The organism is Schleiferilactobacillus harbinensis DSM 16991 (genome assembly GCF_000425885.1).
In the GTDB taxonomy this organism is placed as follows: Bacteria; Bacillota; Bacilli; order Lactobacillales; family Lactobacillaceae; genus Schleiferilactobacillus; species Schleiferilactobacillus harbinensis.
On sequence record NZ_AUEH01000017.1, the window covers coordinates 1 to 20,193 of the forward strand.

At 53.6% G+C, this 20,193-nt stretch carries 20 protein-coding genes and 1 pseudogene; 12 read left to right on the top strand and 9 right to left on the bottom strand.

What is annotated here, in order from left to right; translation table 11 throughout:
* From H627_RS17315 to nrdD, 5 genes are all read right to left on the bottom strand, one after another.
* Window positions 1-251 (bottom strand): helix-turn-helix domain-containing protein (locus H627_RS17315; RefSeq protein WP_035440147.1); only part of this gene is annotated, 251 nt, incomplete at its 3' end.
* Between the two features lie 68 nt (window positions 252-319).
* Window positions 320-988 (bottom strand): hypothetical protein, encoded by a 669-nt coding sequence (locus H627_RS0106575; RefSeq protein WP_027828301.1) that lies wholly within the window; start codon window positions 986-988, stop codon window positions 320-322.
* Entirely contained in the window at window positions 975-2,762 is a 1,788-nt protein-coding gene (locus tag H627_RS0106580; protein WP_027828302.1) for an ABC transporter ATP-binding protein, read from the bottom strand. The genes H627_RS0106575 and H627_RS0106580 overlap by 14 nt, the downstream gene beginning before the upstream one ends.
* 192 nt (window positions 2,763-2,954) lie before the next feature.
* The gene (nrdG, locus tag H627_RS0106585) at window positions 2,955-3,551 is read right to left on the bottom strand and encodes an anaerobic ribonucleoside-triphosphate reductase activating protein (protein WP_027828303.1); all 597 of its coding nucleotides are present in this window, start codon (window positions 3,549-3,551) and stop codon (window positions 2,955-2,957) included.
* 42 nt (window positions 3,552-3,593) lie between these two features.
* Complete coding sequence (gene nrdD / locus H627_RS0106590) at window positions 3,594-5,783, bottom strand: anaerobic ribonucleoside-triphosphate reductase (protein ID WP_027828304.1); 2,190 nt, start codon at window positions 5,781-5,783, stop codon at window positions 3,594-3,596.
* Window positions 5,784-6,143: 360 nt separating this feature from the next.
* Here nrdD and H627_RS20005 point away from each other — a divergent pair, with 360 nt between their 5' ends.
* The 7 genes from H627_RS20005 to H627_RS0106620 all read left to right on the top strand — a co-directional run bounded on the left by H627_RS20005 (window position 6,144) and on the right by H627_RS0106620 (window position 12,711).
* Window positions 6,144-6,554 carry an alcohol dehydrogenase catalytic domain-containing protein gene (locus H627_RS20005; RefSeq protein ID WP_051225240.1) on the top strand — a complete coding sequence of 137 codons (411 nt, stop codon included), beginning with the start codon at window positions 6,144-6,146 and terminating at the stop codon, window positions 6,552-6,554.
* A 4-nt stretch (window positions 6,555-6,558) separates the two neighbouring features.
* On the top strand, window positions 6,559-7,065 hold the full coding sequence (locus H627_RS20010) for a zinc-binding dehydrogenase (protein WP_051225241.1): 507 nt from the start codon (window positions 6,559-6,561) through the stop codon (window positions 7,063-7,065).
* Between the two features lie 23 nt (window positions 7,066-7,088).
* Window positions 7,089-9,050, top strand: a complete 1,962-nt coding sequence (locus tag H627_RS0106600; RefSeq protein ID WP_027828305.1) for a cation:proton antiporter — start codon at window positions 7,089-7,091, stop codon at window positions 9,048-9,050.
* A gap of 36 nt (window positions 9,051-9,086) precedes the next feature.
* Window positions 9,087-9,386, top strand: a complete 300-nt coding sequence (locus H627_RS0106605) for an ArsR/SmtB family transcription factor (RefSeq protein WP_027828306.1) — start codon at window positions 9,087-9,089, stop codon at window positions 9,384-9,386.
* Window positions 9,387-9,480: 94 nt separating this feature from the next.
* Window positions 9,481-10,644: an MFS transporter gene (locus H627_RS0106610; protein WP_027828307.1), complete on the top strand. Its 1,164-nt coding sequence runs from the start codon at window positions 9,481-9,483 to the stop codon at window positions 10,642-10,644.
* Window positions 10,645-10,752: 108 nt separating this feature from the next.
* Window positions 10,753-11,472 (top strand): VIT1/CCC1 transporter family protein, encoded by a 720-nt coding sequence (locus H627_RS0106615; RefSeq protein WP_226999223.1) that lies wholly within the window; start codon window positions 10,753-10,755, stop codon window positions 11,470-11,472.
* Between the two features lie 369 nt (window positions 11,473-11,841).
* Window positions 11,842-12,711 (top strand): transglutaminase domain-containing protein, encoded by an 870-nt coding sequence (locus tag H627_RS0106620; protein ID WP_027828309.1) that lies wholly within the window; start codon window positions 11,842-11,844, stop codon window positions 12,709-12,711.
* A 422-nt stretch (window positions 12,712-13,133) separates the two neighbouring features.
* On the opposite strand, the gene H627_RS0106630 is transcribed toward H627_RS0106620, so the two are convergent.
* Together H627_RS0106630 and H627_RS17325 are read right to left on the bottom strand one after the other, a co-directional pair.
* The gene (locus tag H627_RS0106630; RefSeq protein ID WP_027828310.1) at window positions 13,134-13,463 is read right to left on the bottom strand and encodes a hypothetical protein; all 330 of its coding nucleotides are present in this window, start codon (window positions 13,461-13,463) and stop codon (window positions 13,134-13,136) included.
* A gap of 54 nt (window positions 13,464-13,517) precedes the next feature.
* On the bottom strand, window positions 13,518-14,354 hold the full coding sequence (locus tag H627_RS17325) for an AAA family ATPase (protein ID WP_226999222.1): 837 nt from the start codon (window positions 14,352-14,354) through the stop codon (window positions 13,518-13,520).
* A 138-nt stretch (window positions 14,355-14,492) separates the two neighbouring features.
* On the opposite strand from H627_RS17325, the gene H627_RS0106640 reads away from it, so the two are divergent.
* Window positions 14,493-15,848 (top strand): FAD-dependent oxidoreductase, encoded by a 1,356-nt coding sequence (locus tag H627_RS0106640; RefSeq protein WP_027828311.1) that lies wholly within the window; start codon window positions 14,493-14,495, stop codon window positions 15,846-15,848.
* Between the two features lie 210 nt (window positions 15,849-16,058).
* Here H627_RS0106640 and H627_RS0106645 read toward each other — a convergent pair whose 3' ends face one another.
* Complete coding sequence (locus H627_RS0106645; RefSeq protein ID WP_027828312.1) at window positions 16,059-16,535, bottom strand: Dps family protein; 477 nt, start codon at window positions 16,533-16,535, stop codon at window positions 16,059-16,061.
* Window positions 16,536-16,703: 168 nt separating this feature from the next.
* Here H627_RS0106645 and H627_RS0106650 point away from each other — a divergent pair, with 168 nt between their 5' ends.
* The gene (locus H627_RS0106650) at window positions 16,704-17,042 is read left to right on the top strand and encodes a PadR family transcriptional regulator (protein ID WP_027828313.1); all 339 of its coding nucleotides are present in this window, start codon (window positions 16,704-16,706) and stop codon (window positions 17,040-17,042) included.
* A complete protein-coding gene (locus tag H627_RS0106655) occupies window positions 17,042-17,863 on the top strand; it encodes a hypothetical protein (protein ID WP_027828314.1) in 822 nt (273 codons plus the stop codon). The genes H627_RS0106650 and H627_RS0106655 overlap by 1 nt, the downstream gene beginning before the upstream one ends.
* 58 nt (window positions 17,864-17,921) lie before the next feature.
* Here the strand turns inward: H627_RS0106655 and H627_RS0106660 are convergent, their stop codons facing one another.
* Window positions 17,922-18,308 carry a hypothetical protein gene (locus H627_RS0106660; protein WP_027828315.1) on the bottom strand — a complete coding sequence of 129 codons (387 nt, stop codon included), beginning with the start codon at window positions 18,306-18,308 and terminating at the stop codon, window positions 17,922-17,924.
* 169 nt (window positions 18,309-18,477) lie between these two features.
* On the opposite strand from H627_RS0106660, the pseudogene H627_RS17330 reads away from it, so the two are divergent.
* Both H627_RS17330 and H627_RS20015 read left to right on the top strand, forming a co-directional pair.
* Window positions 18,478-19,871 (top strand): annotated as a pseudogene (locus tag H627_RS17330) (FAD-binding oxidoreductase).
* Window positions 19,872-20,035: 164 nt separating this feature from the next.
* Entirely contained in the window at window positions 20,036-20,182 is a 147-nt protein-coding gene (locus H627_RS20015) for a hypothetical protein (protein ID WP_155827899.1), read from the top strand.
* The last annotated feature ends 11 nt before the right edge of the window (window positions 20,183-20,193 follow it).

Genomic DNA, 20,193 nt, shown 5'->3' on the forward strand with positions numbered 1-20,193 from the left:
CGCTCCCGCCGCTGAGCGTGCAGATAAGCTGCCGTATCAGCAAAGTAAATCAACGCTACCTTATGCCCGGGAATTCGCTGTAGAACGGAGCCACGAGTGATCTCACGCGAAATAGTACTACGAGAGCGGTTGAGTTCGCGGGCAATCCGTGCTTGGGAGAATCCCTGATTGAGCAGAGTTTCAATGCGAACGCGATCAAAATTTGATAGTTGTTGGTAAGCCTTAGAGATGGTACGCTTGATGTTAGTCATGATGTGCCTTTCTTATGTGCTTGGTTGCTTATAAGAATAGGTCATCATGGCCTTTTTGGTCTATTTAATTATGTGTTGCACTTAGATTGTAAACGCGGGAAAACCATCAGGGCCGCAAAGATCTGAATGTTCTGTTTGGTCAAATGCTGATATGCCCACCCAAGGCCGGCTTCCAGCAAAATCAGTCCGACCACGACGACAATCGTGGCATAGAGGATAGTCTGCTGTTCCGTAATGCGATAGACAACCATCCAGGCCAGCAGCGAAATGCCAGTGATAATCTCCAGCACATTTTCTAAAGACTGCTGCAGCTGGGCAAAAAACGCCCGCACGCCGCCGGAATAGCGGAAGGAGGACTCGCTCTTGTTCATCGTGCTGAAGTATTCCTTAGATTCCAGTGTCGCAAAGTCCACCTGCTCCCAGGCTTCATGGATCCGTATCTTTAATACTTCGTTGGCCCGGGCAGCACTGACCAGCATGGTCTGACGGATAAATAGGGCAGCTAACCCGACCACGATCACTAACAGATAGGTCACCACGGCGGTGCGGATCGCCGTATTAAAGCGGCGGGCCACCATCGCGTTCAACAGCTGCGTGTTGCCAATGATCAGCACGTATGGATTCATGGCGTTGAGCAAACTCGTGGCGAGCATCAAGTAGACGAGCTTCTTGTCCAGACTATTCATCAGGTGCAGCGTGCTGCCCAATTCGCGAACTGCTGCGTTAATTTTCTTCATTTTGATCACCCGCCGCGTACAGCGTCTTTTGAGCTTCCCACAATTGCCGATAATACGTACAGCTGGCCAGCAGCTCGGCATGGGAACCCAGACCGATGATCCGGCCATCCTTCATCACCATGATTTGACTTTGCACCGTCAAGGAACCCAGCCGGTGCGAAATGAAAATGACCATCTTGTCCTTGAGCTTCGCACTGGCCAAGGCGTAGAACTGCTTTTCAGCCAGCGGGTCCAGGGCTGCCGTGGGCTCATCCAGAATATTCAAGTCGGCGTCTTTGTACAATACCCGGGCAAAGAGCAGCTCTTCCTTCTGCCCGCCTGACAAAGAAATACCATCGGGATCTAGTTCATTGCCAATCATCGTGCGCACACCATGGGATAAATGCTGAACAAAATCGAGCATACCCACTTCCTGCAGCATGCGATCCACCCGGTCGCAATCAATTTTTTCAGGTACCACCAAGGCAATATTCTCAGCAATCGTAAAATGCAGCAGGATATCATCCTGAAATTCCACCGCGATCCGGTCCCGCAGCGATGCGGTCGACCAGGCGGTGCGCGGTTGGCCGTTAATGGTGATGGTCCCGGCAGTCGGCGGATACAGACCGCAGATCAGTTTGATCAGCGTCGTCTTGCCGGCACCATTCTCTCCCACAATGGCGAGGGACTGGCCAGCAGCCAGCGCCAACGATACATGATGCAGCAGAGTGGCCGAGCCCACCGCAAAGGAGACATCCTGCAAGCGCACGGACTGGATCTGGTCAATTGCCGGCAAGTTCGGAGTTGGTTCAAGGGGCTGGGCATACCCCAAGAAAGCCCGGAAACTCGCCGCGTACGACAGATTACGGCCCACTTCAGACAATGCCTGACGAATGGTCGTGAACCGGGCATTCAGCACCTGCATGGCAGTGATGAAGACGATGATGTTTTCAATACTGACCGTCTGGGATTGGATCAGAAACAACAGCGTGCCGAGAATACCCAGAGCATTCACCGCGACCTGCAAGCCGCCGACCAGCGTGGTGACCCGGGTATAGCGCTGCTGCCAGGCAACAATGCCGTCAGCCAATACTGTGAAGTGCTGGTGCAGCAGCGGAAATAGGTTGAACAGCCGAATATCTTTCCCACTGCTGCGTTTCATTAACATCCGGGTGAAATAGCTCTGGTAACTGGCGATCTGGTTTTCTTCCTGTTTATGCTTGGCAAACCAGGCATTAGCGATCCGCTGCAACGCGTATTCCACCAAGTTGATTGCCGCCACAATCAGGATCAGCCAGGGGTTAAAGTAGCCTAACACCAAAGCGACAATGATCACCTGAATACTTGTACGGACGGCCTGCAGGGTATTGTCCACAACGGCCCCGATTCCATCGTTGCCGCCGTTATAAATTGCTTCATAGGCTTGATCGATAACAGCTTTGCCTTGGACCGAATCAATATCCGCTTGGCGCCAATTAAAGATCAAACCCGAGAATACCGGAATATAGTCGAAGCGAAAATCAAACGTGAACTGGGTCAACCCGTCTTGCAGATGGGTATCGAGGATATTGAGCCCGTAGCCGACCAGCGCAATCGCCAGAATAACCAGTACCGTACTCAGCCCTGGCAGGATAGGCTGTTGAATCAAATGCACCACGAGGGCCGGGAAAGACACCACGAACCCGGCGTAGGCCGCTCCGACAATACAATCGATTAGAAATAATAGTATTTTAGCCGCCCGCCGCTGTTTGCCAAACAGCCGCATAATATAAGTCCAATCCCCATAACTGTGCATTGCCAACATCCCCACTCACTGGCCTTTGATTCAGCCGTGCCATTAGAACTTCCAAATTAATATATAATTTAACTGCATTATACCCCCCATTTTTCATCAGCAATGATTTTCACTCATTATTTGGGCCAAAAAAAACGCACCGCCATCAGCCAATTGCCTAACAGCAGTGCGTGGTCCGGACCTCACTCGCGACTATTTCACCAAGCGCGACCAGATAACGACTTTATCTTCCTTCAATGATGCCGGCACATCGATGATCCGCTGGTTGCTGGACCCGCGGAACTGCAGTGTTAAATCTTTCTCCGCTTCCAAGAAGCGGCCGTCCACCAGAATGTCCAGCATACTGAGCAATTTCAGTTTGTCATCAGATTCCTGCTGCAACTCATCCCACGTATACCCGGTCCAAGACCAAATATCCTTAGTGTGGCCGAACCGGGCCCGAATCGCCCGGCACAGCTTCAAGCAGACCTGGGTATTCAGGAACGGTTCGCCGCCCAGCAGGGTCAAGCCCTGCACGTAGGAATGGGACAAATCGTCGAGGATCTTGTCCTGAACGGCATCCGTATAGGGCTGACCGTAATGGAAGTTTTGCGCGACGGCATTGTAGCAGCCGGGACAGGCAAACTTGCAGCCGGATACATACAAGCTGCATCGGACACCTTCCCCGTCCACCATCACGAAGGGCTTGTAACTGGCGTAATAGCCCAAGGATAAGTCCTTGGCCAGCCATTCCTGCGGTTTGGGATTCTTCGGCAACCGCGCGATCCTGCGTTTGCTCTCTTGTGCCATGTGCTTTTGAATTTCTGTGCGATCCATCAAACACCCGGCTTTCTAATAACGCGCATTGGCGATTTGATCGTTGCTGAAGCTCATGTGCTTCACCCGGTGGATGATTTCTTCCTGCCGGCCGTGAACCATTGGCCGCTTGTTGGGATTGCCCAAGTAGCCGCAAAGCCGCTTGACCACATCGCAGGTTTCCGGATCATGGTTGCCGCATTCCGGGCATTCGTAACCCTTGGCGGTCGCCTTGAATTCACCCTTGAAACCGCACTTGAAGCATTGGTCAATGGGCGTGTTGGTCCCCAAATAACCGATCTTGTCATAGGCATAATCCCACACGGCTTCCAGCGCCTTGGGGTTCTGCTTCAAATTCGGGTATTCGCAGTAGTGGATGAAGCCGCCGGCACTGTACTGGGGATAGTCCTTTTCAAAATCCAGCTTCTCAAACGGCGTAACTTTCTTCCGCACATCGTAATGGAAGGAGTTGGTATAGTATTCCTTATCCGTGATGTCCTTGACGATGCCGAACTTCTTTCGGTCGTCCCGGCAGAACGTATCAGTCAGGGATTCACTGGGCGTGCCGTAAACGGAGAAGTGATAGCCGTATTCTTTTTCCCAAGCTTTGCAGTGGTCGGCCATGGACTTGACAATGCTGACCGAAAAGGCCTTGGCCTCAGGATCGTGTTCCCAATTGGGACCATAGAACACCGTGCCGACTTCATACAAGCCGATGTAGCCCAAAGAAACAGTAGCCCGGCTGTTGCGGAACAGGGAGTCGACAGTATCCGTGGACGCTAAGCGGTGCCCAAACGCGCCGTACTTGTACAGGATCGGGGCACTCTCCGGGGTCGCTTCTTTCGTCCGCTGGACCTTGTAGACCAAGCCTTGTTTGCAGATGTTCATCCGTTCTTCGAAGATCTCCCAAAACTTCTTTTGATTGCCCTTGGATTCCATGGCGATGCGGGGCAGGTTTACGGTGAGCACCCCCAGGTTCATCCGGCCGGCATTCACTTCTTCACCGGTCTTGGGATCTGTCCAGCCTTGCAGGAAGGAGCGGCAGCCCATGGGTGCCTTGAAGGAACCGGTCAGTTTCTTGATCATGTCGTAGGACAACACATCCGGGTACATCCGCTTGGTGGCACACTCAATGGCCAGCTGCTTGATGTCGTAGTTGGGATCGTCGGGGTGCAGATTCAAGCCCTTCTTTAGGGTGAAGACCAGCTTCGGGAAAATGGCCGTGCGTTTTTCTTTGCCCAGACCCAAGATCCGGATCTTCAAAATATCCTTCTGGATCTCCCGTTCGATCCAACTGGTGCCCAGGCCAAACCCAACCGTCACAAACGGCGTCTGGCCCTGGGTTGAATACAGGGTGTTGACCTGATATTCCAAGGTTTGCAAGGCATCATAGATGTCCTTGCGGGTCCGTTCCTTAGCGAAGGCCTCTACCTTGGCCGGATCGTCGGTGAGCTCGCGGGCTTCTTTCAAATGCTTCTGGTAGTTCTTCTCCGCAAACGGCGCCAGCACTTCGTCGGTCCGGTCGCTGGAACAGCCGCCGTATTGGGATGAAGCGACATTGGCGATGATCTGGGTCATTTGGGTGACCGCCACTCCGATACTGTGCGCCGGTTCCACTTCGGCGTTGCCGATGGCGAAGCCGTGGGTCAGCATATATTTGAAATCAATCAAACAGCAGTTGGTTTCAGCCATGTAGGGCGTGTAATCCAAATCGTGCCAGTGGATGTCACCGCGGACGTGGGCATTGGCCACCGCCTTGGGCAGCATCTTCAGACCGATCGCCTTGGCGACGGCCCCAGCGGTCAGATCCCGCTGGGTCGAAAAAACCCGGCTGTCCTTGTTGGCGTTCTCGTTAACGACGGTCTTGTCTTTGCTTAACAGCCGGTCGATCTGGAAATTGACGTCCCGCCGCTGCTTGCGCTTCAGGTCTTGTTGCAGGCGGTACTGGGTGTAGCTTTCTGCCCAATCGTACTTGCCGTCATTGATCAAGGATTGCTCCACGATGTTTTGAATCTCAGAGATTTCGACGTCAGCCGTATAGCGGTCCTGAATTTTTGCCGTCACATCATTGGTGATGTCATCGATGGCATTCGTATCCGCTGGGGACAACTTCCCCACGCTTTGGGCGGCCTTCGTAATCACCGTTTGAATTTTACTCGCGTCAAAATTGACGATGCGGCCGTCGCGCTTCTTAATTTTGGTCGTAACCGTGTGTACCTCTAACATCGTGGCTCACTCCTTCTTGCAATCCACCACATGTCTGGCCGACCGTACCAGCGATCCGTTCCCAGCCACATCATGTAGTGGTTATGAATTATGATACCACGATATATAGGGGGAATGCACTGAAAACACAAATGAAAATTACGTACTGAACAGGCTGAAAGCGGTCCAGTATAATCAGTGCAAGGTCTCGCGGGGCTTGATAAATTCTTCGGTATTCTTCTAGTTAAAACGAATTGTATACATCCAGATTGTGCAGTGCTGAATTGCTGCCAACACCATTGCATGTGGGTCGCTGCAAGCATATTGCTTGTTGCGCCGCGGATTTCCGGCTAAACTGACCCCAAAAAGGAGTGACCATTAATGAAAGCATTCGGTTTTACCCAAGGCGGCGGACCCACTGCCTTGCAGGAATTCGATATTGCCGCTCCGCACCCGGCCAATGATCAGGTTTTGATTGACGTTGCCGCCATCGGCCTAAATAATCGGGAGCGCCTTTCCCGGGAACAGGGCAGCTTAGGCGGTCCGACGATTCCCGGCCGGGACGCAGCCGGCATTGTGACCGCCGTCGGCAGCAATCATGCAACCTTTCAAATCGGCGACCGGGTCGTGGCCCATGTCCAGCAAAGCTATGCCGCCCAAGTCACCGCATCGGTACGCAGCACGGCCAAACTGCCCGCACAGCTCAGTTTCACCACCGCGGCTGCACTAGTGACGCCCGGAGTCACGGCCTTACCGCATTGTCTATACCTTTGGCCGCATTCGAGCCGGTGAAACAGTGATTGTCAAAGGGGCTTCCGGCGGCGTGGGGTCTCTAGTCGTCCAGCTGGCTAACCAGGTCGGGGCGACCGTCATCGGCGTAGCCAGTGCTCGGAATCAACTGCTGGTGGAAAAATTGGGCGTGGATCGCTTTGTCGCTTACGATCAAGCGGACATCAGCACCGCCCTTGCCGCCACCGCCGACATTGTCGTCAATGTGGCGATGAATGGCGCCGGCGGCGACCAGGACGTGGCCATGGTCAAACCCGGCGGCCGCATCATTTCAGTCAGCCATCGCTCCCCGCGGTTGCCCGCCGGCATGACCTTCCAGCATACTTATCCCGGGGATGACACCGACAGTGCGGCCCTGCCCCAGCTGGTCCAAGAAGCCGCGGCAGGTCAGCTGACGGTGCCGATTGATCACGTGTTTCCTTTCACTCTGGCGGGATTTGTGGCCGCCCATGAAGCATTAGACAGCCAGCACACCGGCCGGATCGTCGTCGCCAAAGAACTGCCCACGTTATAATAAGTTAAAAAGGGGGAATTGCTGTGGATCAAGTTTTTATTTTTATCTTGATGCTGGCTGCCGTGGTTGTGGCCAACGTCTTAGCGAAACACCTGCCCAAGATCCCGCTGCCCTTCTGGCTCATCGGCTTGGGCATGGGATTAGCCATTTTCCCTTTCTTCCGCAACTTTACTCTGGACCCTTCGGTGTTCTCCTTTGCCATCATCGCGCCGCTGCTGTTTAACGAAGGGCAGAATGCCTCCCGATTATGGATTGGCCGCACGCTGGGTAATATTTTCTCCCTGGCGGTGGGCCTGGTGCTGATCACCGTCTTGGTGCTCGGCTTCGGTCTGAGTACAGTCACCTTCATTCCCTTGGCGTTAGCCTTCGCGCTGATTGCCATCGTTACCCCCACCGACGCATCGGCAGTCAATGCCATCAGTCAGACCAACCCGTTGAGTGAGGGGCAGCTGCTGATTTTGGAAAACGAGTCGCTGTTCAATGACGCCGCCGGCATCGTGGCCTTTGACCTGGCTCTGGCGGCGTTTATCTCCGGTCAATTTTCGCCCCTGCAAGCCACCGGCCAATTCCTGTACGTGGCCATTGGCGGCATTCTCTTCGGGGCAATCGTCGGCACCTTGATCGTCAGCCTGCGCACCCAGCTGATCAAGTGGGGCGATGACGATCCGATCATCATGACCACCTTGCAATTACTCACCCCGCTGCTGATCTATTTCTTTGCCGAGGAATTGGGCTTCTCCGGTATCCTGGCCGTGGTCGCCGCCGGCATCGCCCATGGGGTGGAACGGGACCAGCTGCGCTTGACCAGCGCTCGGATGCAGATCGTCTCCACCAACGTCTGGGAAATGGTCAGCGGGATCCTGTCCGGCTTGGTTTTTGTTTTATTGGGCGTGACCTTGCCCACCGTGATCAGCGACGCCTGGTACGGAAATACCTTCCTGCTGTTGAACATCATTGGCCTGGGCATCTACCTGAGCAAACTGGTCCTGCGGATTCTGTGGAGCCGCTATCTCGTCCATGTGCCCCGCACCAAGCACCGCTGGCGCGATGCTTTGATCATCGGCTTTGGCGGCGCCAACGGGACCATCACGCTGTCCTTGGCCTTTTCCATGCCTCGCGGCGTCACCCTGCGCAATGAATTGATCTTCATGGCCGCCGTGGTGATCATCATCAGTCTGGTCGTCCCGCCGCTTGTCTTCCCCCTGCTCGTGAAAAAACAGCCCGTCGCCAACAAACAGCATGTGTGGGTTCGGCGGATGCTGGCCGAGGGTATCAAGGCCATGCGGGAAGAGACGGAACGCCCCGCTGAAGCCCAGATCGTGCTGGACAGTCTCGCCCAGGAACGGATCCTGGATGACGCGCCGAATCGCCGGGTCCAGCAGACAATTTTCCAGGACACCATTGATACGGAGAAAAAAACCATTGAGGCCCTGCGCCAGGCCAAGACGATTACGGACGATGAAGCTCATTACTACAACAACTTCATCGACTTGAACGACTTCACCGCCGACCAGCGGATCTGGAAGAATCTGCTCCTGCGCACCCGTTTCACGTTGCACATGGGCCATATTTATCGCGATCTGCGCTCGGTGCAGGATGCCTTTTTGACCAGCCCCATCAACCTGGAACCGATCTTCTGGAAGAAGCAGTTTACCGCCCACAATGAAGACATTCTGCCGATTGAAAAAGCCGGCTATGACGCCGTGATGAAACGATTGGGGACCCTGGAAGACAAAGACAACCGCGCGGAAGTAAACACCATCCGCCGCTTCTACCGGGACCGTCACCGCCGGGTTCAAGTCGACGCCGTGGACGGCGACATCATTTATCAAATGTTTTTGAAAGCATTCCACGCCGAGTACGAGTTGATCCAAGACGCGTTGGCGAAGAATGAAATCACTTCCGAACTGGCCGAACGCTTGCAGCAGCGGATCACCTTCGACGAAATTACTTACCTGCAAAACCGCAGCGCCTTCCAAATTTAAGTTGCAGCACCATGGTCAAGGTGGTACAACTGTTTTATGGATATCAAACAATCAGCAGCCACCAGCACAGAAGAATTTAAGCGCCGGATCTTCTTTGCCCTGTCTGAACCAGGACGCTACACGATCGTGCGCATGCTTTACCGCGTCGGCCACGAAATGGGCTGCGGCGAACTGAATCAGCATATCGAGATCGATAAGTCGACCATGTCCTACCACCTGCGCACCCTGCGGGAGATCGGCCTGGTCACGACCCGCACCCAGGGTCGGGAGAAGTTCGTCCAGCTCAATACGGACCGAATCGATGCGGTATTACCGGGCTTACTGGCGAGTCTATAACAGCGAAACGTGCCGCCTGCGGGCAGTGCACGTTTTTCTTTTGGTTGATTGTTTGAAACATTTCTAACTATAAAACAGTTAGGCGGCTTTGCTGATGCGACTGAAAAGACTTTCACTCCTCTTTTTCTTGATTACGTTTATTATCGGGACGGATACGTTCCTGGTTTCGCCCTTATTGCCGACGCTGACCCAGTATTACGGGATTCCTGAGCACCTGTCCGGTTTTATTGTCAGTGCCTACGCGCTGGGCTATACCCTTTCGGAAATTGTTGTCGGCCCCATTTCAGACCGGCATGACCGGCGTCGCATTCTGCTCATCGGCTTGCTGATCTTCGCCGGCGCCACCGCTCTGGGCGGCTTGGCCAATACATACCCCATGATGCTGGCCGTCCGTTTCTTAGCCGGTCTGGCCGCCGCCTGCGCCGGTCCGCAAATCTGGGCCGCCATCCCGCTGCTATTCCCCAAGGATCAGGTCGTCAAAATGATGGGCTATGTCTCTGCTGGGTTAGCTGTGGCGCAAATTGTCGGTGTGCCGCTGGGCAGCTTTTTGGCTGCTGTCTCTTGGCGGTTCCCGTTCTTCTTTGTCGGCACAATTGCCCTGCTGTTGACCCTGCTCAGCGCCCGCTATCTGCCCAGCTTGAGCAGTGCGGATGACCATGAGTCAACCGCGGTGTACCGCCAAGTCTGGCACAATCGGCCGGTGGTCAAGCTGCTCTTTGCCTATTTCCTGTTCCAGATGGCCAATTTCTGCGGCTTCGCGTTCATTGGCACCTGGTTTGCCAAAAGCTACGGCTTATCCGTTTCCCTGATCGGCAGTTTGATGCTGGTCATCGGGATCGGCCAATTCATCGGCAGCCTGTTAAGCAGCCGCTTCGTGCGCTGGCTGACGCTGCCCCGGGCATTCGCCCTGGAATTTCTGCTCTTCATCATTGGCTACATCATCTTGCCAGTGGCGCCCGCGGCCTGGGTGGCGGCATTGATTCTGGCGTTCATCTACTTGATCGGCGGGGCCATATTCCCGCTGTTCATGTCCACCTTGCAGGCCCAAGCCGGTGAAACCCGGGGCACGATCGCGGCCTTGGCGAATGCCGCGATGTACTTGGGCGAGGCCATCAGCGGCGGGATCGGCGGCTTTCTTATTGCCAACTTTACCGGTTTCTACGGCGTCGCCTGGTTCACCGCCGCCGGGGTCATCGTGGCCGCCCTGCTTTATGCGGCTCAAGGCTACTTTCGGCCAGCGCATGATATCAATCATTAATTGTGATGCTTTTCTCTACCAATCAGATTGAAAATGCGGTATGCTCTCCCTAAACAATACCCGCATAAATAAATTGAATACTTGGGTATGGAAAACGAGGAAACAATTTTGATCGAACCAAAACAACATCGTCTGCCCTGGCGCCAGCGTCTCTCTTTCCGCCGGGATTTGGGTAATCGATTAAACGTGCTGCGCGCTGGCGTGATGGGCGCCAATGACGGTATTATTTCCACCGCCGGCATCGTCATGGGGGTCGCTGGGGCGAATATGTCCGCCACCGCCTTGATGCTGGCCGGCGTTTCCGCCATGATCTCCGGCGCTCTCTCCATGGGCGGCGGCGAGTACATGTCCGTTTCTGCCCAGCGGGACCTCCAGGATTCGATTTGCCAGAAGGAACAGGACCAGTTGAAAAACGACAAAGACGCCAGTTTCCAAGGCATGTATCAGCATTATTTGGCTAAGGGATACGCCGCTGAAAACGCGGCGGCCATGGCCCACAGCATCGTGAATAACGAAGACATTGCTACCATTCTGGCTGAGAAATTCCAGATCAAACTGAATAAACTGCTCAATCCTTGGCTGGCCGCCGGGGCGGACTTCTTTGCCTTTATCCTGGGTGCCCTGCTGCCGCTATTATGTATCACGCTGATCCCCAATCCTTACAAAGTCAGCGTGACGATGGCCGCTGTGGTGGTCTGCCTCTTTGGGACAGGCTACACCAGCGCCCGCTTGAGCCGGGTGCCGGCGCGGAAGGGTGCCTTGCGGAACATGATCGTGGGATTGTTGACGATGGTGATCGGATTTGCGATTGGGTCGTTGATTGGGTAAACACTGCACTGCAAGACTGCGTGTACGTCAAAAATGGTCAAGCGGATGATGGGATTCTTTCATCTGCTTGACCATTTATATACGGCCTACTGTTTCTGGCGCTTTTTATTAGCAATAAATCCTGCTGCAATAGCGATGACAATACAAACAATCAGTACATACCGCATAGTCTCACACCCTTTTTATCAGTATACCTGAGTGTCTTGATCATTACTATACAGGCTGATAATAGTCCGGCCGAATAGACCGTGCTTGGCACCCTAACACCCTGCCAGCGTTTTCTGTTCCCGGGTCTGGGGGGTGGACTGTTTTTCTACCCGATCAATATGCTAAAGTAAGGAAAATAAGAAAAAGAAAGCAGGTGACTCCGTGGCGAATGTTTATATCCACCCCACTGCACCCGAAATTCAGCAGTTAGTAACCAGTCTTGGTGGGCCCGCCCAATCCGCCATGGATCTGATGGCCGCGGCGCTGGACTGGTTTGACACCGAGCAGATTCAGTACAGCCGGCTCAATGCGCCCTTTGCGCCACTCCAGCGCAGCGATCTCGATGTCGTGCACTGGCATAGTGGCACCTGCGGCGACTTCAGCAATCTGCTGGTCAGCCTGTTGGTGGCGGCCGGGCACCCGGCGGCCTATGCGACGGTGCAAAAGGACTGTTACGGCGATTGGCAGGATCACATTTGTGCAGCCACCCAGATGGCCGGCCGGTGGGTATTGATCGACCCCACTGATCCATACCGGAAATTTCACGGCCTCGATTGCCCGCATCAAACTTATAAATTGCTAACGCCAGCAGAAATGACGGCCAAGTTCCGTCAGGACGAAACCACCTGGACAGCTCAAGCCGCTGAGTGGGATGATCCGTGCATGGCGGGCGTGCTTTATGCCCCGTGGCTGCACAACCAAACAGTCATGGAAACCGAAGACAGCGTGGGGTCCATTTTTCTTCTGCTGTCTTTGCCCGCTGTGCATCACTGGCGGCTGGACGCCTACTATCAATGCTATACGGCGGTCCGCGGGTTCTCGCTGATCCGCCGGGTGATCACCCCGGCGAGCAGTGTGTATCAGTTTTCTGAACACAGTCCCGCCCATATCTGGGATGAAAAACAATGGTCGCTGCCTACTCCGGTCCGAAACTTGCCGAAGAAACTCGTCTTTGCCAGTGAACAGCTGGATGAAGTATTGATTGAAAACAAAAAAGATTTAGAAAGCGTTGTCCACCGTGCCGCTCAATAATTCGCCGGTGATTCATATGTGCTGTCACTAATGCGTCCGCGTTAGGAGCGCGCTATACTTGCCTTGGAACCGGGATCGAGGTGAATCCTTGTGAAGCGGAGACAGGAACAAGTGAAGCGCGCAACCTCTACCGAAGTTACGCCGGCACCAAAGCATGATGAGCTGGAAAAGGTCATCACGGCGATGTTCGTCAATGCAATCGACAACAATTGGGTCTAAGGTTCACTACGCGCGTCAGCCGTGAACAGAGCGTCAAGACATATTCGTAGTGACTCTGCGGGAGTCACGATCGTGATCATCTGCGTCTGGTCGGCGCGCGTGCAAAAAAGGCACAAGTTCTCTTGTTGAGAGGACTTGTGCCTTTTTCTCGGGAGTTACCTGTCGACCGGGAGATAGCCGGGAGATAGTGGCAGATAGCTCCGCTATTCTGCCGCATGGTCCAAAAACTCCTGCATCTGCCGCTGTTCCGCCGTGGTGGGTAAGGCCGTACCCTTGGTAAACGCCGCCAGGCGATCTGCGGCAATACCGCTGGCGGCTGCCAAATCGGCCGCTGATAATTGCCGAGCCTCTGCCAGCCGTTGGAACTGGGCATAGACAATCAGCGCATCCAGGTCATCATCCGTAATGATTGCACTGTCATAGTGCTTGTATTCCAAAAAATCACGCAAAGAATCCTTGGATAACAGCGCGCCTAACCCCGTGGCGAAGGCTCGCACCTGCCGCATCAGCCAATCTTTATCTTCAGTATTCATTTTTCTTTAAACTCCTTTGCATGCTGGTGGAAGAAATCATAATACGCCCGCACCTCAGGCAGTTCCGTCCACTTTTTTCTCCGCCACCGGCGTCGTATCCATGTCATAGATCTTCGCCTCCGGGAGCGCCAGCAGGAACGGCGAGTGGGTGGCGATGATGAACTGGCAGCCGAAGAACCGAGCTGAATCGGTGATGAATTTGACCAGCTCCAGCTGTTTCTCCGGGGACAGCGAATTCTCCGGTTCATCCAGCAAGTACAGCGCGTTCTCCTTGATCCGATCGGTGAAATAGGCCATGGCGCTCTCGCCGTTGGACCCCTCCTTCAAGTTGCGCATCAGGTGGTCGCGGATGTAGCGCGACTGGGTCTTGCTGCGGGTCTCCAGGATGGACTTCAATTGGTCGTAATCTTCGGGGCCGTTGAACTGGAAGCGGGCGTGTTTAGTCGCTAAATACTCATCCTCCAGGCGGTTCCGCTGGCGGTCGATCCCCTGATTGGCCTGGCGAATCGTGAGCATGTAATCAAACACATCATCACTGGTAATGATTGCACTCTTCTTCGGTACCGTGCCCACTGTGGTGGCGTCGGTTCGATCCAAATAATTTTCAAAGAAATTGGTCCGGTTGTAAGGAGCTTCCCGGTGCAGTCCCAGTTTTTCCGCAATAATATTCAGCACGGTCGTCTTCCCCGACCCATTGCCGCCATTCAGAATGGTGATCGGGGCACAATTGATTTGGGTCAAGCCCTTATCCGGCAAGACCTGGAAGGGATAATACGTGTTATAGGTTTTCTTTTTCAAATCAATAAAGAACCGCCACTCCGCGTCTTCATCGGGAAAGAAAAATTGGGCTAAGTAAATCATCGCCGCCACCGCCTTTCGCATTGGTCTCATTGTATCATTTCTGTTGATAAAAGCAGAAAGTACCGGTACACAGGTTTCTACCAATTGGGTATTTTCGTGGGCAATTGCGTGTGGTACAATTCTAACTGTGAATCGAATCACATGGCCTTTGAGAGGAGTATTGCTATTTTGAAAATTATCGTGATCGGTGCCACCCACGCAGGCACCTTCGCTACCCAACAAATTCTCACCGAACATCCCGACTACGCCGTGACCGTCTATGAACGCAACGACAATCTGTCTTTCCTTTCCTGCGGGATCGCCCTGTGGGTCGGCAACAATGTGTCTGACCCGAACAAAATGTTTTACTCCAGTCCAGACGCCTTGGCCCAGCTGGGCGCGACCATGCGCATGGAACATAACATCACCGCCATTGACCCCGACGCTAAAACGATTGCCGCCACGAACCTGGTGACCGGCGAGCAAGTAACCGACCACTACGACAAGTTGGTCTTTACTCCCGGTTCTGCCCCGGTGATTCCGCCGATTCCCGGCATTCAAAGCGAGCGCGTCTTCCTCTGCAAGAACTGGACGGACGCCAAGAAACTCCATGACAACGCCCAGTCGATCAATTCGGTCGTCGTCATCGGCGCCGGATATATCGGGGCGGAGCTGGCGGAGCAGTATGCTTTGAGCGGGAAAAAGGTCACCCTGGTAGATGCCTTCGATCGGGTCCTGGCGAAGAATTTCGACCGGGACATCACCAATCGGATCGAAGCCTTGTACACGAAACACGGCACAGCATTAGCCCTGGGGCAAAAGGTCACCAGTTTCACCACTGCTGCCGACCAGATCACGGTCACCACCGATCAGGCCGCCTACACCGCCGATATTGCCGTGCTGGCTGTCGGCTTCCGGCCCCGCACTGAACTGCTGCAAAACCAGGTCGACATGTTGGCCAACGGCGCGGTGATCACTGATGCCTACATGCAATCCAGCCGACCGGAAATCTTCGCGGCGGGCGACTCCGCCGCCGTGCACTACAACCCCACTGGGCAGGACGACTACATTCCGTTGGCGACGAATGCGGTGCGTCAAGGAATCCTCATCGGCAAGAACATTGCTGCACCCACTGAACGATACTTAGGGACTCAGGCGTCCAGTGCCGTGGCCCTCTTCGATATGACGCTCGCCGCCTCCGGCCTGACCGCCGCGGGTGCGGCTGCCCGAGGAATCACTGTGGACAGCGTCACGATCGAGCAGAACTATCGGCCTGAATTCATGCTGACGACCACCCCGGTGGCGGCTTCTTTGACTTGGGACCCGACCACCCACCAAGTCCTGGGCGGCGCCTTCTACAGTGCCCACGACGTCTCCATGTCGGCCAACATGATTTCCATGGCGATTCAAACCAAGATGACCATTGAGACCCTGGCCATGGTCGACACCTTCTTCCAGCCCAACTTTGATCAACCGATCAACTGGGTCAACGCTGTGGCCATGGCGGCGGTGGAAAAAGCCAAACAAGCCGAACCGGCGATTTAGCCTCCAAAAAACGAAAGTCCAACAATTGCGGACTTTCGTTTTTCTCTGGCATCGTTTGCTGTTCTTAATCGAAAAAACGCCAATATTTGCATTTGTCACGCGAAATTGATCAGCGTAAATGCAAATATTGGCGTTTTTGCGTTTAGTACCTGGGTATTTAATACTCAAAAAGGCAAAATGCCGATTTTAGACATTTTAACCCCGCACTTCTTAATCAGCCAACGGACCTTCTCCCAAATAAGCACTCAGCATCCAAATAATCTTATCCATGTCCGCCTTGTACCCATTCAACATATCCTGAGTCGGGAAGTCCTTCTCATCATCAGTAATCTCGATGCCTTTCTGGAACTGATCCCGCAAGTATTCGATCTGCTTGCGCAGGCGATCCATGAGGTCCGACAGGCTGTACTGATTCCAGCCGATCTTTTCATCCGGCAACCCGGTGTGGTCAATAAATTCGTGGGTCGTCGCATAGGGTGTCCCGCCCAAGGCAATCAGCCGTTCGGCAATCTCATCCAGCATGGTCGCCATCTGGTCCTTGTACTCGTCCATCAGCGGGTGCAGGCGGAAGAAATTCCGGCCGCGCATGTACCAGTGGATCTGCTGAATGTTCGTCTGCAGCTGCATCAAATCGGCCACCAACTGGTTCAGTTGGGCTTGGGTCTTGGGGAATTGTGTCTTGCTCATCAATCGCGCCTCCATAACTTATATTGATTACCAAGTACATCTCCAGCATAGCAAATCCAACTGGTTCAGGGAAAACAATATGCCCCGCTTTTTTAGCTACATTGTTTGACAAGGTACCGCCAGCTTTGTATACTTTGCTTTACAAGGTACTGGAAAGGCGGCGACGTGATGGCTGGTGAACGTATTCCCTCCCAAATGCTCAAAGGGATTCTCGAAGGCGCGATCCTATTGATCATCAGACAAGGCGAAATTTACGGCTACGCCCTCCACGAGAAATTAAGTACGCTGGGATTCGGTGACATACCTGAAGGGACCATTTATCCTTTGCTGCTGAAAATGCAGCGCAATAAACAAATCATTGGCGTCCGGCATCCTTCCACCACGGGACCGGATCGCAAATACTATCACCTGTCAGCCACCGGCGAGCGAGACGCAGCACTATTTGCCCAGCAATGGATGCAGCTTGCTGCTGCGATGGACCAACTGACCCAAGGAGGCGCACTATAATGAAGACAAAGATCGAAAAAGAGAACGACGCCCGTATGACCCGGCTTAAAGGCCTGAACCATCTTTACATCGAAGAGCTGGTTGGGTATCTGCGCAACCAGCCGCAAAAAGATTATCTGGCGTTAGAAGAGACGATTGCGGACGTGATTGATAATGCGGCTGACGCTCAGACCCATGGCCGCTCGGCACGTCAGTATTTCGGTGCGGACGCCCAGGCTGCCGCCAAGGCAATTGCAGAAACCATTCCAGCGGCCAGTCTTAGTGAAAAGCTGGTATTCTTTATTCCTTTGTTCAGTATGTTGATGAGCTACACGATTTATCCGGCGATATTACAACCGACCATCCAGTTTGATTGGGGCAGTCTGGTGGGAAGCTGGATGTTTATTATCATGGCTTTCTTGCCGTGGATCGTCTCATTTGACCAGCATCGAATCATCTTGTTTCTCCTGTTGTTCCTATCTTTACCGCTTGCTTCAGTAGGCTACGCCTTGGTTACGCACCAACCACCTTCCCATTTAGCTATTTTGTTGTCCACTTGGCCGGTGGCTGCCGCTCTGCTTGTGCTCATGCCGCTGTTATTCCTCTTGATGGCGTGGTTAATGCGTCCGCTTCGAATTGTGCCGCTTTCGTGGTGTGTCTTGAGCAGCGCCGCATCCATTTTTGGCTTTCTGCTGCACTACTGTCCCGTTTTTCGTGAACCCATCCTGTATTGGGGCATTAACAGCATTCTGATTATCGCAGTGCTGGCACTGTTTATCTGGCAGCTCAACCGCACCCCGTTGTACCGCCAGCAGATTTCGCAATTACAACCGCCGCAATAACCAATAAGCGTTGTATCGGCCAATTACTCGGCGGATGCAACGCTTATTTTGAATTCTTTTATTTGATGCTCTTTCGCGAATGATTCGCCGCCCAATTAGAACCAACGCCGTGGATAATCCAATAAAGTGCCAAGGCAATAATGGCGATACCATCGACACGATCATAGATCAATCCTGAAAGCATCATCCGACTGTACAAATCAGCCAGCCAAAGCAGAATCAGCACAGACATCATGATGTGGTCCACTAATGGCCACTGCCCATCATGACGCCACGCCGTCAGCCAGGTCCAAAGCAGTACAATCACGGTGAGCGGGACCATCATCGTAGCGAACCACGGCATGACTGTCTGCACCCACCCGTGTAAGAGCACCCCTAATATGATCAGCAACTCGATGAATGGCAGCACTACCTCTGCATTGGTTACTTTGCGTCCGACCATCATCAAAATCCCCGCCTTTCTGGCCAGCCTAATGAATTCGCTTTCCAACGGTGCAGTATACCAAAACTCTGATGCACTCCCCTTATACTTTGCTTAGCTAAGCTAAAATTCTTGTATCTTCCTCCCCCGATGCCGACAATAAACTCGAAGTCAACGAAAGAAGTGATCATCGATGGCAACATTTGCCGCATTTTCAAATACTGATATTCTGCAGGATCTGCGCAGTCGAGTCAGTGCTGGCGCCGTCGTCACGGATCCGGCCGAGCTGAAGAAGTATTCTTACAGTGAGAACATGACCGGTGAGGGCGCGGGATTAGCCTTGGCCATTGTCGAAGCCCAAAATACAGCGGATATCCAAGGCGCTTTGGCGACGGCGCGCAAGTACCATATTCCGATCGTACCGCAATCTGCCCATACCAGTACCGTCATCGGGGCGGATGGGATTCCCGGCAGTATTATCCTTTCTACAATCACGATGAACCACATTCTGGAAATTAGTAAGGCCGATTCTCTGGCTGTGGTCGAACCCGGCGTGATCAACGGCGACCTGGATCAGGCAGCGCGCAAACAAGGGATGTTCTACGCCCCGACCCTGGGTCAAAACTGATTTCAAGTATCGGCGGCAACGTTTCGACCAACGCTGGCGGTATGAGCACCGTACGCTATGGCGCCACTAAGGACAATATTCTTGGTCTCAAAGTTGTTTTGGCCGACGGGCGGGAAATCAAAGTCGGCGGGCGAACCTTAAAGCAGGCTTTTGGCTATGATCTCACGCAACTCTTTATCGGCTCTGAGGGTACGCTGGGGATTGTCGTGGAAATTACGGTGAAACTGTTGCCCATTCCGCTGGGAACGCCGCTGATGGGTATGGCGTTCTTCCCGACGATGACCCAACTGGCCGAAGCTGTCGCGGCGATTCGGATTTCCGGCATCGGTCCCACGATGTTAGAAGCCCTAGACGGCAACACGGTCGCGGCGCTGGATACGTATCGGCACACCCATTACGCCGACAACAACGAATCCATGCTGATTTTCCGCATCGACAGCAGTACGGCTGAAACCGAAGCACTGCTGGAGAAGATGCTGACGACGCACCAGGGCACGCACATCAGTGTAACGACGGATCCGCAGGCTCAGGCTGATCTGCAGCAAATGCGGCGGGATATGCTGCCGGCCGTTTTTGCCGGGCAGAACCACATCATGGAAGATATGGCCCTGCCGTTGTCGCAACTGGCGCCGATGATGGATTACATTGCTGAATTAGGTGCCCAGCTCGGGCTGAAGATCTATACCGCCGGCCACGCTGGTGACGGCAACGTACACCCCACGCTGGTTTGGCCAGCGGATGAAAAAGACGTGCCGCCAAAAATCGTCGAGGCACTGCAAGCCATGTTCCACAAGACGCTTGCGCTAGGCGGGACGATTTCCGGCGAACACGCCGTCGGAATGATCAAGAATCAATGGAACAATGCTGAATTGGGACCAGATGTGGACTATTTACAACATCAGATCAAGGCACTGTTCGACCCGATGAATATTTTGAATCCAAAACGCAAGATCAATTGAACTGCAGACCCCCAAGCACCGGCTGTTTCACGTGAAACGGCTGGTGCTTTTTTGTCCGTGACATTTGTCATGTGCAAGTCATGACAGTCCTTACTACTGGCCCCGCCGGTTTTCTTATATTCTAAGTACATCAAGAAGAGCAAAACAAACGGAGGTTATCGATCATGAAAAAGTACATTAACAACGAAGCGGCTGACAAGCAGCCAGCGAATCCGTGGCACAACTCGAATTTCCGGATGCTGCACGCAGCTGTCTGGGGTATTTTCATCCCAGTTCTGTTTATCCTCAAGTACACCCTGCATTTATTCTAAGGAGGTCTGTC

Excerpts from the sequence above, each read along its gene's own strand:
- H627_RS0106575 (WP_027828301.1), bottom strand. The coding sequence starts at position 988 with ATGAAGAAAATTAACGCAGCAGTTCGCGAATTGGGCAGCACGCTGCAC.
- H627_RS0106580 (WP_027828302.1), bottom strand. The coding sequence starts at position 2,762 with ATGCACAGTTATGGGGATTGGACTTATATTATGCGGCTGTTTGGCAAA.
- nrdG (WP_027828303.1), bottom strand. The coding sequence starts at position 3,551 with ATGGCACAAGAGAGCAAACGCAGGATCGCGCGGTTGCCGAAGAATCCC.
- nrdD (WP_027828304.1), bottom strand. The coding sequence starts at position 5,783 with ATGTTAGAGGTACACACGGTTACGACCAAAATTAAGAAGCGCGACGGC.
- H627_RS20005 (WP_051225240.1), top strand. The coding sequence starts at position 6,144 with ATGAAAGCATTCGGTTTTACCCAAGGCGGCGGACCCACTGCCTTGCAG.
- H627_RS0106605 (WP_027828306.1), top strand. The coding sequence starts at position 9,087 with ATGGATATCAAACAATCAGCAGCCACCAGCACAGAAGAATTTAAGCGC.
- H627_RS0106610 (WP_027828307.1), top strand. The coding sequence starts at position 9,481 with ATGCGACTGAAAAGACTTTCACTCCTCTTTTTCTTGATTACGTTTATT.
- H627_RS0106630 (WP_027828310.1), bottom strand. The coding sequence starts at position 13,463 with ATGAATACTGAAGATAAAGATTGGCTGATGCGGCAGGTGCGAGCCTTC.
- H627_RS17325 (WP_226999222.1), bottom strand. The coding sequence starts at position 14,354 with ATGAGACCAATGCGAAAGGCGGTGGCGGCGATGATTTACTTAGCCCAA.
- H627_RS0106645 (WP_027828312.1), bottom strand. The coding sequence starts at position 16,535 with ATGAGCAAGACACAATTCCCCAAGACCCAAGCCCAACTGAACCAGTTG.
- H627_RS0106650 (WP_027828313.1), top strand. The coding sequence starts at position 16,704 with ATGGCTGGTGAACGTATTCCCTCCCAAATGCTCAAAGGGATTCTCGAA.
- H627_RS0106655 (WP_027828314.1), top strand. The coding sequence starts at position 17,042 with ATGAAGACAAAGATCGAAAAAGAGAACGACGCCCGTATGACCCGGCTT.
- H627_RS0106660 (WP_027828315.1), bottom strand. The coding sequence starts at position 18,308 with ATGATGGTCGGACGCAAAGTAACCAATGCAGAGGTAGTGCTGCCATTC.
- H627_RS20015 (WP_155827899.1), top strand. The coding sequence starts at position 20,036 with ATGAAAAAGTACATTAACAACGAAGCGGCTGACAAGCAGCCAGCGAAT.